Raw genomic sequence first — 12298 nt, forward strand, 5'->3', positions numbered from 1 at the left:
TCCTCACGCCGCCAGCGGGTGCCGCGCCCGGTGCGGCAGGGCCCGGCCCTCGCCGTCGAACAGGTGCGTCGCCGCGGGATCGATCGCCAGGCGGATCGCCTCGCCGGTCCGCACGGCCGCGCTCCCCTCGATCTGCGCCACCACCGTGGCGCCGTCGGCGACAGTCACATGCGCCAGCGTCAGGCCGCCGAGCCGCTCGACGTGGCTCACCTCGCCGGCGAGCGCCCCGTCGGCGCTTGGCTTCAGCGCCTCCGGGCGGATGCCGAGGGTCACCCGCGTGCCGGGCGCGGCGCGGCCGGCCTCCACCGGTACCACCACCTCGCCGCCGCCCGGCAACGCCACCCGCACGCCGGCCGGATCGCCGGCGCTCACCTGCACCGGAAGCAGGTTCATCCGCGGGCTGCCGATGAAGCCGGCGACGAACAGGTTCGCCGGGTGGTGGTAGAGTTCGAGCGGCGAGCCGACCTGCTCGATCCGCCCGGCCTGGAGCACCACGATCTTGTCGGCCATCGTCATCGCCTCGACCTGGTCGTGGGTGACGTAGATCATCGTGGCGTTCAGATCGCGGTGGAGCCGCGCCAGCTCGATCCGCATCTGGCCGCGGAGCGCCGCGTCGAGGTTCGAGAGCGGTTCGTCGAACAGGAAGATTTTTGGGTGCCGCACGATGGCCCGCCCGATCGCGACGCGCTGGCGCTGGCCGCCCGACAGGTCCTTCGGCTTGCGGTCGAGATAGGCGTCGAGCTGGAGGATGCGCGAGGCCTCCGCCACCTTGGCGGCCCGCTCCGCCTTCGAGGCCCCGGCGAGCTTGAGCGCGAAGGCCATGTTGTCGCGCACGCTCATGTGCGGATAGAGCGCGTAGGACTGGAACACCATCGCGAGGCCGCGGTCGGCCGGGCCGACGTCGTTGATGCGCTTGCCGTCGATGAATAGGTCGCCGCCGGTGATCTCTTCCAGGCCGGCGATCATCCGCAGCAGCGTCGACTTCCCGCAGCCCGAGGGGCCGACGAAGACCGCGAATTCGCGGTCGGCGATGTCGAGGTCGACGCCCTTGATGATTTCGGCGTCGCCGTAGCTCTTGCGCAAGGACCGGAGGCGAAGGGTAGCCATGGTTCAGGGCTCCTACTTGACGGCGCCGAAGGTGAGGCCGCGCACCAGCTGGCGCTGCGACAGCCAGCCGAAGACCAGGATCGGCGCCACCGCCACCGTCGAGGCGGCGGACAGCTTGGCGAAGAACAGGCCTTGCGGGCTCGAGAACGAGGCGATGAAGGCGGTGAGGGGGGCTGCCGCCGACGAGGTCAGGTTGAGGCTCCAGAACGCCTCGTTCCAGCACAGGATCAGCGAGAGCAGACCCGTCGAGGCGACGCCCGGCAGGGTCAGCGGCAGGAGCAGGTGCCAGACCTCGGCACCGGTGCGGGCGCCGTCCATCCGCCCGGCCTCCAGGATGTCGTTCGGCACCTCCTTGAAGAAGGTGAACAGCATCCAGACCACGATCGGCAGGTTCATCAGCATGTAGACGAGGATGAGGCCGATGCGGCTGTCGAGGAGACCGAGGGTGCGGAACAGGAGGTAGATCGGCACCAGCACGCCGACGGAGGGCAGCATCTTGGTCGAGAGCATCCACAGCAGCGTCGAGCGGGTGCGCTTCGTCGGGTGGAAGGCCATGACGTAGGCCGCCGGGATGGCGAGCGCCAGCGCCAGCACCGTGCCGCCGACCGAGATCAGCACCGAGTTGAGCGCGAAGGAGAGGTAATCGGCCCGCGCCAGCACGTCGCCGTAGCTCTGGAGCGTCGGCGCGAAGGTCAGCGACGGCGTCACCGCCTCCGGCTCGCTCTTCAGGCTGGTGAGCAGCATCCACAGGAGCGGAAAGAACAGCACGAAGGCCGCCCCCCAGCCGAGGAATGCGATGCCGGCGCGCTTCAGGGGGGATTGTTTCGCCACCTCACACCTCCAGCCGGCGCGCGATGGTGCGCACGAGGAAGAACGCCACGATGTTGGCGAGGATGATCGCCACCACGCCGCCGGCCGAGGCGCCGCCGACATCGTATTGCAGCAGCGCGCGGGCGTAGATCAGGAAGGCGAGGTTGGTGGTGGCGTTGCCGGGCCCGCCCGCGGTGGTGACGTAGATCTCGGCGAAGACGGTGAGCAAAAAAATCGTCTCGATCATCACCACCACGCTGATCGCCCGGGAGAGGTGCGGCAGCACGATGTAGAAGAACTGCGCCATTGCGCCGGCCCCGTCCATGCGGGCGGCCTCCAGCTGCTCGCGGTCGAGGGACTGGACGGCGGTGAGCAGGATCAGGAGCGCGAAGGGCAGCCACTCCCACGACACGATCAGGATGACGGAGAGGAGGGGATAATCGGCGAACCAGTCGACGGCGGGAAGGCCCAGCGCCCGGGCCACGGCGCCGAAGACGCCGTAGATCGGATGCATCATCAGGTTCTTCCAGATCAGCGCCGCGACCGTCGGCATGACGAAGAACGGCGCGATCGCGAACAGCCGGGCGACGTCGCGGCCCGGGAACGGCTGGTCGAACAGAACCGCCAGCAGCGTGCCGCCGACCACCGTGATCACCAGCACCGAGCCGACGAGGAGCAGCGTGTTGGTGAGCGAGGCCCAGAAATCCGGATCGGTGACCAGGAACTCGTAATTGTCGAACCCTGCGAAGCCCGTCACCGTCGGGTCGAGCAGGTTGTAGCGCTGGAACGAGAACCACACGGTCATCACCAGCGGCACGATCATCCAGATCAGCAGCACGGTGACCGAGGGGCCGATGAGCGGCAGGCCGTTGAAGCGGCGGCCCTTCGCGGGAGCCGTGGTGGGGGTGGACATCCGGCGTCGCCTCGTCGCGCGGGTCGCGGGTCGGGGCCGCTTGCGGCCCCGGTGTCGTCGGATCTTTCCGAGCCTGACGGACTTGCCCGGATCAAGGGAAGGCGCGGGATCCCCTCTCCCGTGTGGGAGAGGGGTAGGGGTGAGGGTGCTGCGGTCCTGAGTCTGACGCTAAGCGTCGAGCTGCCAGCACAACGGTCTGAGCTTTACACTCAAGCGTAGCACCCTCACCACCCAACCCCTCTCCCACACGGGAGAGGGGAGTGCGCCTCTTCTTGTCCCGGGATCGGTCCCGTAACTCGGTCCTACTTCGGATACCCCGCCTGCCGCATCGTCCGCTCGGTCGCCGATTGCGCGGCCTTGAGCGCCGCGTCGATCGTCTGCTGGCCGGTCAGCGTCGCCGCGACCGTCTGGCCGACCTGGGTGCCGATGCCCTGGAACTCCGGGATCGCCACGAATTGCGCGCCGGTATAGGGCCGGGGGTTCCTGGTCTGGCCGCTCGGGTTGGCGCTGTCGATCGCCTTCATGACGAAGCCCGCGAAGGGCGCGGCCTTCTGGTAGTCGGCGCTTTTGTAGGTCGATTCGCGGGTGCCCGGCGGCACCGCGACCCACCCATTCTCCTTGGCGACCATCTCGACATACGCCTTGCTGGTGGCCCAGGCGACGAAGGTCTTGGCGGCGTCCTTCTGCTTGGAGGAGGCCGGGATGCCGAGGTTCCAGCTCCACAGCCAGGTCGGCCCGCCCTTGAAGGTGCCGACCGGCATCGGCGCGAAGGCCACCTTGTCGGCGACCTGAGACTGCTTCGGGTCGTAGAGCAGGCCGGCCGCGACGGTCGAGTCGATCCACATCGCGCAGCGGCCGCTGGCGAACAGCGCCAGGTTCTCGTTGAAGCCGTTCGAGGTCGCGCCGGGCGGGCCGTAATTCTTCAGCACGTCCGTGTAGTAGGTCAGCGCCTGCTTCCACTCGGGCGTGTCGATCGTGGTCTTCCAGCCGTCGCCGAACCACTGCCCGCCGAAGGTGTCGACGAGGGTCGTCACGTAGGCCATGTTCTCGCCCCAGCCCGGCTTGCCGCGCAGGCAGATGCCGTAGGTCTGGCTGGCCTTGTCGGTGAGCTTGGCGGCGAAGCCCTTGATCTCGTCGTAGGTCGGCGCCTCCGGCATGGTCAGGCCGGCCTTGTCGAACAGGTCCTTGCGGTAATACGTCATCGCGCTCTCGGCGTAGAACGGCAGCGCGTAGAGCTTGCCGTCCCGGCTCACGCCTTCGCGGACGGTCTTGAGCAGGTCGTTGGCGTCGTAGTCGGCCGGCAGGCCGTCCATCGGCTCGAGCCAGTTTTGCTTCGCCCAGATCGGCACCTCGTAATTGCCGATCGTCAGGACATCGAACTGGCCGGCCTTGGTGGCGATGTCGGTGGTGACGCGCTGGCGCAGCACGTTCTCCTCCAGCACCACCCAGCGCAGCTTGATGTCTGGATGCGCCTTCTCGAAGGCCGAGGACAGCTTCTGCATCACCACCATGTCGCCGTTGTTGACGGTGGCGATGGTCAGGGTCGACTCGGCCAGGGCCGGCGTGCCGGCGAGGAGGGCCCCGGCGAGCAGCAGAATGTGCGTCCGTCTCACGTCGTATCCTCCCGTCGCGCCGCTCTCACCGGGTGGGGGCGCCGTTGCGCACAATTGGTGAGCGTCCGGCGGGACGGCGTCAAGCGGGGAGGGCGGTGGGGCGGTGCCGCGGCGGCAGCGTCGTCCTCGGGGCTTAGTGTGCGTGTCGAGGATGTCGGGGCTATGATATGACGTAGAGAAAATATGTCGCTGTGAAGCTTTTTTGGTGAAAAAAATTGGCGCGGGATCCCCTCTCCCGTGTGGGAGAGGGGTAGGGGTGAGGGTGGAGACGGTGCCGCAATTAAACTGAACCATTGAGCTTCGCAGCTCGACGCTTGGCGGCCTATCCGGAAGCCGAGCCACCCTCACCCCTAACCCCTCTCCCACACGGGAGAGGGGGACGCGCCTCGTTCTGAACTGTCGCGAGTTTGGTCAGGGACAGGCATCCTCGCCGCAAAGCATCTCGCCAGACAGGAGTGACGCCATGCCTCTCGAGACCGTCCCGTGGGACGTTGTCGACAGCCTCGACACGCCGGAGCGCGTGGCGCTCTACCTGGAAGCCGTCCTGGAGGAGGGCGACCCTGTACTGCTCGCCGCCGCGCTCGGCGACATCGCCCGGGCGCAAGGCATGGCCCAGGTCGCCCGGGAGACCGGCCTGTCCCGGGAGACCCTCTATCGCACCCTGTCCGACAAGGGGAATCCGCAGCTCACGACTCTGATGGCGGTGCTCAAGGCGCTCGGGCTGAAGCTGACCGTCACCCCAGTCACCGGGGCGGCCTGAAGGACCGCCCCGCCGGCCTCACGCCGCCCGCCGCGCCGCCTCGTCGAGCGTCGCCTGGATACCCTTCCCGTCGAGCATCCCGAGCCATTCCGCGACCGGCTCCACGAGGCGCGGGTCGTCGCCGAGCTCGCCGAAGAGCGGGCGGATGCCGAGCAGCGGGCGCGGGTCGTCGCCGCCCTCGACGGCTTTCTCGCGCAGGAGCGCCGCCATCGGGTGGCGCACCTCGATCGCGCCGCCGCGCTCGTCCACGCCGCGGACCCGGCGCAGCCAGGCGGCCAGCGCCAGGGCCAGGAACGTGACGCTGCCGCCCTGCGCCAGCCGGCCGCGGATCGGATCGACCAGCACGTTGAGCGGCGCGTCGGTGTTGACCCGCTCCACCGTGTCGCGGATCGCCGGGTTGGCGAAGCGCGCCACCAGGGTGCGCTTGTACGCGGCCAGATCGATCCCCGGCACCGGCGGCACGGTCGGGCCGGTCTCCCGGTCCATCAGCGCCGTCATCACCGCGGCGATGCGGGAGTCGGCCATCGATTCGTCGATCGTGACGTAGCCGGCGAGCCGCCCCAGCCCCGAGACCGCGAGGTGGCTGCCGTTGAGGAGGCGCAGCTTCATGAACTCGTAGGGCGCGACGTCCTCCACGAATTGCGCGCCGACCTTTTCCCAGGCCGGGCGGCCGGCGGGGAAGCGGTCCTCGATCACCCACTGGGTGAAGGTCTCGCTGAAGACCGGCCAGGCATCGGCGAGGCCGTGGCGCTCGGCGAGGCCCGCGACGGCGGCCGGCGCGGTCACCGGGGTGATGCGGTCGACCATGGTCGAGGGGAAGACGACGTCCGTCGTGATCCACTCGGCGAGGGCCGGGTCGCGTTCGCGCGCCAGCGCCGTCACCGCGTCGCGCAGGACGTCGCCGTTGTGCTGGATGTTGTCGCAGGTCAGCGGGGTGAAGGCGGGGCGACCGGCGGCGCGCCGGCGCCGCAGGGCCTCGACGATGACGCCGATCGCGCTCTTCGGCCGCTCGGGCGCGGCGAGATCCGCGCGGATCAGCGGGTGGTCGAGGTCGAGCCGCTTCGTCGCCGGGTCGAGGCAGTAGCCGTTCTCGGTCACCGTCAGGCTGACGATGCGGATCGCCGGGTCGTCGATGGCGTCGAGCACGGCCGCGCTGGTCTCGCCCGCGAAGGCGACGCCGGCGAGCGACCCGATCACCGTCACGGTCTCGTCCGCGCCCTCGCGCTCGACGAGGGTGTAGAGCGCGTCCTGCGGCGCCAGCGCGTCGATCATCCGCCGGTCGCCCGGCATCAGCCCGACCCCGAGGATGCCGAAGGCCAGCGCGTCCGGGTCGCGCTCCATCAGGTCGTGGGTGTAGCGGGCCATGTGCGCCCGGTGAAAACCCCCGAGGCCGAGATGGACGATGCCCGCGCGCATCCGCGTCACGTCGTAGGTGGGCACCCGCACGCTCGGCGAGAGGGCAGCCAGCGTGGCGCGGCGGAGGGGCACGGGATCGCGGTCTGCGCTCATGGTCGTCGCTCGGATCGGCGGCGGGCGAAGGTGCCCGCAGGAGCCTCTGAATTAATGCTCTGCCGCGGCAGCGTCGATGGTTCCCCGGTGGGGCGCAGGGCAGACCGGACGACGCATCGGGTCGCGTCGTCGTCCGGATCGGCTGTAGCGGGCCGACGAGGCACATGCGATCCTGCCGTAGGGACAACCGGGCGCCGCATCCCGGTCCGCTGGCCCTGGAGGGACGACCCCATGCATATCCTGGTGAACGGCGTGCGCCTCTTCGTCGACGTGGCGAATGTCGGCCTCGTGCCGGGGCCGGAGGGGATGCGCGAGAAGCCGACCCTCCTGATGCTGCATGGCGGACCGGGCTTCGACCATGTCCCCTTCAAAGAGGCTTTCGCGCAACTCGCCGATGTCGCCCAGGTGGTGTTCTACGACCATCGCGGCAACGGCCGCAGCGAGGGCGACGATCCCGCGACCTGGACTCTCGCGCAATGGGCCGACGACGTGAAGGGCCTGTGCGACGCGCTCGGCCTCGTTCGGCCGATCGTCTGCGGCCTGTCGTTCGGGGGCTTCGTCGCGCAGGCCTACGCCACCCGCTATCCCGGCCATCCGGGCAAGCTCATCCTGCTCAGCACGGCGGCGCGGATCGATTTCCCGACCGTCTTCTCCGCCTTCGCCCGCGTGGGCGGTCCGGAGGTCGGGGCCATCGCCGAGAGCTACTGGACGAACCCGACCGCCGAGGGACGCGCCCTCTTTATCGAATGCTGCGTTCCCTTCTACCGCCACCGCCGGGACCGACCGGCCGCCGACCTCTCGCGGGTGATCATGCGCACGGAGGTGGCGCTGCACTTCAACGGCCCGCGCAACGAGCACGGCCGCTTCGATTTCCGCGCCGATCTCGGCCGCTTGCGCTGCCCCGTGCTGCTGATGGCGGGCGAACACGACCCCATCGCGCCGATGCCCCTGGTCGAGGAGATCGCTGCCGCGATCCCCGCGCACCTGCTGCGGTTCGAGCGCTTGAGCGAGTGTGGCCACGACATCCACGGCGACGACCCGGAGCGGGTGTTCGGGGTGATGCGGGCGTTCATCGCCGGGCCGGATGCGTCGGCCGTATGAGCGGGTCGAGGGCCTTCACCCCGGCCCCGCCTCCTCCCGCATCGCCGCCAGGCCGAGGCGGACGTGGTCGCGAAACAGCCGCACCCGGGCCGGCAATTCGCGCCCGGCAAGGCTGACGGCGCGCAGCACGCCGCCGCGGCTCGCCCAGTCGGGCAAAACCGGCACCAGGGCGCCCTCCTTGAGCGCCCGGGCCGCCACCAGGCTCGGAATGTGGCCGATGCCGGCGCCGGCCCGGGTCAGGCGCAGCACCGTGGCGTAGTCGGTGGCGCGGATCGCCGGCTGGGCGGTGACGTGGGCCTCGCGGCCCTGGCCGTCGGAGAGCCGCATCTGGGCCGCCCCCAGGCGCTCGCGCGACAGGATCAGGTCGTGGGCGCCGAGATCGTCGAGGCTCTGAGGGTGCCCGCGGGCGGCGAGGTAGGCGGGCGCCGCGTAGAGCCCGATCATCAGGTTCGCCAGGACCGGCGCGCGGTAGCCGCCATCCTGGCCCTCGCCGCTGCCGAGGCGGAGCGCCAGGTCGATGCGGTTCGCCGCGAGGTCGAGCCGCGCATCGGTGATGAGGAGGTCGATCGTGACCTGCGGGTAGAGCCCCCGGAAGCTCGCGACGAGGTCCGGCATCACCTCGATGCCGAAATCGATCGAGGTGGTGACCCGCAGGTGGCCCCGCGGCAGGGTGCGGGCGTTGCGCGCGGTCTCGAGCGCGCCGTCGAGGAGGCCGAGGCTCTCCTGCGCCTTGGCGTGGAAGGCCAGCCCCTCCACCGTCGGCGAGACCGCCCGCGGCGTGCGCGCGAGCAGGGTGACGCCGAGTTCCTGCTCCAGCCGCGAGATGCGGCGGGAAATGCTGCCCTTGGTTTCCCCCAGAACTTCCGCCGCCTGGGTCACAGTTCCGTGATCGACGACGGCGCAGAACGCCCGCACATCGGAGAGCGCGCCCCGGAAGGTTTCCGATCCAGCAACCATGTGTCCCGGTTTAGCTGTCTTACGCCCGCGACGGAACCGGCTTAATCGAAGCGCCGCCCGCGGAGTGCGGTGCCGCGAGCCCGGGTCCCGGGCCGCGCCCGTCCCGCCGACACGGAGTTGGTCACGTGAAGCTGTCCGTCCTCGCCCTCGGCCTCGTCGCCGGTCTCGCCCTCGCTGCCCCGGCCGGCGCTCAAGGGGCGGCGACCCGCGACCCCGCCCAGATCCCGGCGGGCACCTACGTGGTCGATCCCGGCCACACCCAGGCGGTGTTCACCGTCAACCACTTCGGCTTCTCGCAGTATACGGGTATCTTCTCGGACGTCTCCGGCACCCTGGATCTGCAGCCGGCCAAGCCCGCCGAGAGCCGCCTGAAGGTCACCATTCCGGTGAAGTCGCTCTACACCCCGAGCCAGCACATGCTGGACTCGCTGAAGAGCGACAAGTTCCTCGACGTCGCCCAGTTCCCGGAGATGACCTTCACCTCCACCAAGGTGACGCCCGAGGGCAAGGACAAGGCCAAGGTCGTCGGCGACCTGACCCTGCACGGCGTGACCAAGCCCGTCACCCTCGAAGTGACGCTGGTCGGCGCCGGTGCCAACCCGATGAACAAGAAGCAGACCGTCGGCTTCGAGGCCAAGGGCACGCTCAAGCGCTCGGACTTCGGCGTGAAGGCCTTCGTGCCGGCGGTCAGCGACGAGGTCCACCTCGTCCTCAACGGCGCCTTCGAGCGCAAGGACTAATCTCCCGGAAGCCGAAGGTCCCGATATCCATGCGCACGGTCGCGACGCCCCGTCGCTACACCCTCGTCGCGATCGTGCTGCACTGGCTGATCGCCCTCGGCATCCTGGCCCTGCTGGCCTTAGGCCTCGTGATGACGCGGGGCTCGCTCCCGCCGATGGACCGCTTCGCCTACTACCAGTGGCACAAGTCCATCGGCCTCACGGTGCTGGTGCTGATGGTGGTGCGCGTCGTGTGGAGGCTCTTCCACCGGCCGCCGCCGCTGCCCGAGACGATGCCGCGGGCCGAGCGGCGGGCGGCGCATCTGGCGCATCTCGCGCTCTACGGCCTGCTGCTGGCCATGCCGCTCGTCGGCTGGGCGATGGTCTCGGCCTCGCCCTACAACATCCCGACGGTGCTCTACGGGACGATCCCGTGGCCGCACCTGCCGGTCCTGCCCGAGTTGCCGAACAAGGCGGCGGTCGAGGGTGCGCTGAAGCTCGTGCACAGCTACGGCGCCTGGCTGCTGATGGCTCTCCTGGTCCTGCATGTCGGCGCGGCCCTGCGCCACCACCTCGCGCTGCGCGACGACACCCTGTGGCGGATGCTGCCCCTGGTGCCGCGGCCCAGCCCGAAGCCTTGAGGTTCCTCGCGATGAAGTCTCTCGTCCTCGCCCTCGGCCTTCTCGCGGCGCCGGCCGCCGCGCAGGCCGCCGACTGGACCGTCGATCCGGCCAAGAGCCGCATCGGCTTCTCCGGCACCCAGGTCGGCGCGCCGTTCAAGGGCCGCTTCACCCGCTACGACGCGCAGATCAGCTTCGATCCGCAGAAGCCCGAGGCGGGCAAGGCCGTGGTGCTGATCGACCTGACCAGCGCCGAGACCGGCGACAAGCAGCGCGACGAGGCCCTGCCGCAGGCCGACTGGTTCAACGCGTCGAAGGACAAGCAGGCCCGCTTCGAGGCGACCCGCTTCGTCGCCAAGGGCGGCGACGCCTACGACGCCGTCGGCACGCTGACGATCCGCGGGATGCGCAAGGACGTGATCCTGCCGTTCCGCCTGACCGTCTCGGGCGGCACCGCCCACGCGGTCGGCCACCTCGACCTCGTGCGCACCGATTACGGCGTCGGCCAGGGTTCGTGGGCCAACGACTCGATGGTCGCCCTGCAGGTCGGGGTGGATGTCGACCTGACGGCGAGCGCGAAGTCGGGCGGCTGAAGAGTCTGTTCGACTGTCTCGACGGTTCTGACGCCCACCGCGTCATTCCGGGTTCCGCTGCGCGGCCCCGGAATGACGCGGTGGGTGACAAGTCTGTAAAGACCCATCACGCAGTTCCGAGCTCTATCCCCCGGAGAGCGGCCCTCTTGGACGATCGGCGCCCCGCCCTCCCGATCATCGCTCTTGCGCGACGCCGTCGTACCTTGGCAGACAAGCCGGATGGACGGCCCGCCCCGGTGAACGGGCGCAAAGGTGCCGCCGAACGGGAGGAGACGGGACATGGCCCAGAACATGGCGCAGGACACGGCGACGAATCTTGCCGGCAAGGTCGCCTGGGTGACGGGTGCGGGCAGCGGCATCGGCGAGGCGGCGGCTCTGGCCCTGGCCGGGGCGGGCGCCCGGGTGGTGCTGACCGGGCGCCGGGAGGAGCCGCTGCGGGCGCTCGCCGCGCGGATCGCCGAAGCCGGGGGCGAGGCCGTGGTCGAGCCCGGCGACGTCACCGATGCGGCCCGCATCGCGACCCTCGTCGAGGGCATCGCGTCGCGGTTCGGCCGGCTCGACGTGCTGGTGAGCAATGCCGGCAGCAACGTGCGCGAGCGGCGCTGGGACGCCCTGTCGCCGCAGGGCGCGCAGGAGGTGATCCAGGCCAACCTGTCGAGCGCCTTCTACGCCTCCCTCGCGGTGCTGCCGCTGATGCGGGCCCAGGGCGACGGCGTCCTGATCCACACCGCCTCCTGGGCCGGGCGCTTCGTCAGCCCCGTGAGCGGGCCGGCCTACACGGCGGCCAAGCACGCGGTCGTGGCGATGAGCCACAGCATCAACATGGAGGAATGCGTCAACGGCATCCGCTCGACGGTCCTGTGCCCGGCCGAGGTCGCGACCCCGATCCTCGACAAGCGCCCGGTGCCGGTGACGCCCGAGGACCGGGCCCGCATGCTCCAGCCCGACGACATGGCGGCGCTGATCCTGTTCGTCGCCACGCGACCGAAGCATGTCTGCCTGAACGAGGTGGTGATCAGCCCGACCTGGAACCGCGGCTACGTGCCGGATGCCCGCCTGGGCTCGCGCCTGGGGGCGTGAGAGCCTGTTTGGGCGGGCTGACCGACTCCCACCCTCCGGGTCATACCGGGTTCCGCTGTCGCGGCCCCGGGATGACGAGGAGGGTGTCATGTCGGTCAGGCAACGTGAACAGGGTCTGATTTCAGGCGCCCTGCGACGGAGCGGTGCCGGCCGCGTCCGATTCGGCTCTCCGCTGCATCTCGGCCCGGTGCAGCCGGCTGAGCAACATGAGCATGCGGCCCGGCAGGGCCGTATCCTCGGCGGTGAGCGGCGCCGCACGGCGCCGGATGGCGGTGTCCCGCGGGACGGAAATGTCCCGGACAGAAGTCTGAGCCGGGTTGGCGGACGCATCCGGCAGACCCTGCTCGCGCACTCGGGTACGCATCGTACGATCCTTCAACGGCCGGTTTCTGACGACCGGCGCCGCTAAGAACGCCGACTCGCTGCGCCGGTTCCGCGGGGGCGGGAAAGGGTTCCCGAACGACGGAGCGACCGTGCCGTCCGTGCCACACCGAAGTCTGAGGCGGCCAGGCGACT

At 70.1% G+C, this 12298-nt stretch carries 13 protein-coding genes; 6 read left to right on the forward strand and 7 right to left on the reverse strand.

All coding sequences use genetic code 11. The annotated features are described in order from the left end of the window. Positions 1-3: 3 nt before the first annotated feature. The 4 genes from ugpC to BM430_RS13525 form a co-directional block, all read right to left on the reverse strand. Positions 4-1107 (reverse strand): ABC transporter ATP-binding protein, encoded by a 1104-nt coding sequence (ugpC, locus tag BM430_RS13510; RefSeq protein WP_093567781.1) that lies wholly within the window; start codon positions 1105-1107, stop codon positions 4-6. Between the two features lie 12 nt (positions 1108-1119). Then, complete coding sequence (locus BM430_RS13515; RefSeq protein WP_244539479.1) at positions 1120-1938, reverse strand: carbohydrate ABC transporter permease; 819 nt, start codon at positions 1936-1938, stop codon at positions 1120-1122. 1 nt (position 1939) lies between these two features. Beyond that, positions 1940-2830: a carbohydrate ABC transporter permease gene (locus BM430_RS13520; RefSeq protein WP_093567783.1), complete on the reverse strand. Its 891-nt coding sequence runs from the start codon at positions 2828-2830 to the stop codon at positions 1940-1942. A gap of 302 nt (positions 2831-3132) precedes the next feature. Further along, a complete protein-coding gene (locus BM430_RS13525) occupies positions 3133-4341 on the reverse strand; it encodes an ABC transporter substrate-binding protein (RefSeq protein WP_244539486.1) in 1209 nt (402 codons plus the stop codon). A 565-nt stretch (positions 4342-4906) separates the two neighbouring features. Between BM430_RS13525 and BM430_RS13530 the strand changes: the two genes are divergently transcribed. Next, positions 4907-5203, forward strand: coding sequence for an addiction module antidote protein (locus BM430_RS13530; RefSeq protein ID WP_093567785.1), 297 nt, complete (start codon positions 4907-4909; stop codon positions 5201-5203). 18 nt (positions 5204-5221) lie between these two features. Here the strand turns inward: BM430_RS13530 and BM430_RS13535 are convergent, their stop codons facing one another. Then, complete coding sequence (locus BM430_RS13535; protein ID WP_093567786.1) at positions 5222-6712, reverse strand: mannitol dehydrogenase family protein; 1491 nt, start codon at positions 6710-6712, stop codon at positions 5222-5224. A 231-nt stretch (positions 6713-6943) separates the two neighbouring features. On the opposite strand from BM430_RS13535, the gene BM430_RS13540 reads away from it, so the two are divergent. Continuing rightward, positions 6944-7813 (forward strand): alpha/beta fold hydrolase, encoded by an 870-nt coding sequence (locus BM430_RS13540; RefSeq protein WP_177303039.1) that lies wholly within the window; start codon positions 6944-6946, stop codon positions 7811-7813. Between the two features lie 15 nt (positions 7814-7828). On the opposite strand, the gene BM430_RS13545 is transcribed toward BM430_RS13540, so the two are convergent. Then, entirely contained in the window at positions 7829-8770 is a 942-nt protein-coding gene (locus BM430_RS13545) for a LysR family transcriptional regulator (RefSeq protein ID WP_093567788.1), read from the reverse strand. 125 nt (positions 8771-8895) lie between these two features. On the opposite strand from BM430_RS13545, the gene BM430_RS13550 reads away from it, so the two are divergent. The 4 genes from BM430_RS13550 to BM430_RS13565 all read left to right on the forward strand — a co-directional run bounded on the left by BM430_RS13550 (position 8896) and on the right by BM430_RS13565 (position 11782). Next, a complete protein-coding gene (locus BM430_RS13550; RefSeq protein ID WP_244539480.1) occupies positions 8896-9510 on the forward strand; it encodes a YceI family protein in 615 nt (204 codons plus the stop codon). A 29-nt stretch (positions 9511-9539) separates the two neighbouring features. Then, a complete protein-coding gene (locus tag BM430_RS13555) occupies positions 9540-10130 on the forward strand; it encodes a cytochrome b (protein ID WP_093567789.1) in 591 nt (196 codons plus the stop codon). Positions 10131-10141: 11 nt separating this feature from the next. Continuing rightward, positions 10142-10702, forward strand: a complete 561-nt coding sequence (locus BM430_RS13560; RefSeq protein ID WP_177303040.1) for a YceI family protein — start codon at positions 10142-10144, stop codon at positions 10700-10702. Between the two features lie 279 nt (positions 10703-10981). After that, positions 10982-11782 carry an SDR family oxidoreductase gene (locus BM430_RS13565; RefSeq protein ID WP_244539481.1) on the forward strand — a complete coding sequence of 267 codons (801 nt, stop codon included), beginning with the start codon at positions 10982-10984 and terminating at the stop codon, positions 11780-11782. A 121-nt stretch (positions 11783-11903) separates the two neighbouring features. Here BM430_RS13565 and BM430_RS13570 read toward each other — a convergent pair whose 3' ends face one another. After that, positions 11904-12146: a hypothetical protein gene (locus tag BM430_RS13570; RefSeq protein WP_093567791.1), complete on the reverse strand. Its 243-nt coding sequence runs from the start codon at positions 12144-12146 to the stop codon at positions 11904-11906. Positions 12147-12298: the final 152 nt, after the last annotated feature.

This window comes from Methylobacterium sp. 174MFSha1.1, from assembly GCF_900116815.1.
In the GTDB taxonomy this organism is placed as follows: Bacteria; Pseudomonadota; Alphaproteobacteria; order Rhizobiales; family Beijerinckiaceae; genus Methylobacterium.

Excerpts from the sequence above, each read along its gene's own strand:
- BM430_RS13540 (WP_177303039.1), top strand. The coding sequence starts at position 6,944 with ATGCATATCCTGGTGAACGGCGTGCGCCTCTTCGTCGACGTGGCGAAT.
- BM430_RS13535 (WP_093567786.1), bottom strand. The coding sequence starts at position 6,712 with ATGAGCGCAGACCGCGATCCCGTGCCCCTCCGCCGCGCCACGCTGGCT.
- ugpC (WP_093567781.1), bottom strand. The coding sequence starts at position 1,107 with ATGGCTACCCTTCGCCTCCGGTCCTTGCGCAAGAGCTACGGCGACGCC.
- BM430_RS13525 (WP_244539486.1), bottom strand. The coding sequence starts at position 4,341 with ATGGTGGTGATGCAGAAGCTGTCCTCGGCCTTCGAGAAGGCGCATCCA.
- BM430_RS13570 (WP_093567791.1), bottom strand. The coding sequence starts at position 12,146 with ATGCGTACCCGAGTGCGCGAGCAGGGTCTGCCGGATGCGTCCGCCAAC.
- BM430_RS13560 (WP_177303040.1), top strand. The coding sequence starts at position 10,142 with ATGAAGTCTCTCGTCCTCGCCCTCGGCCTTCTCGCGGCGCCGGCCGCC.
- BM430_RS13530 (WP_093567785.1), top strand. The coding sequence starts at position 4,907 with ATGCCTCTCGAGACCGTCCCGTGGGACGTTGTCGACAGCCTCGACACG.
- BM430_RS13520 (WP_093567783.1), bottom strand. The coding sequence starts at position 2,830 with ATGTCCACCCCCACCACGGCTCCCGCGAAGGGCCGCCGCTTCAACGGC.
- BM430_RS13555 (WP_093567789.1), top strand. The coding sequence starts at position 9,540 with ATGCGCACGGTCGCGACGCCCCGTCGCTACACCCTCGTCGCGATCGTG.
- BM430_RS13565 (WP_244539481.1), top strand. The coding sequence starts at position 10,982 with ATGGCCCAGAACATGGCGCAGGACACGGCGACGAATCTTGCCGGCAAG.
- BM430_RS13545 (WP_093567788.1), bottom strand. The coding sequence starts at position 8,770 with ATGGTTGCTGGATCGGAAACCTTCCGGGGCGCGCTCTCCGATGTGCGG.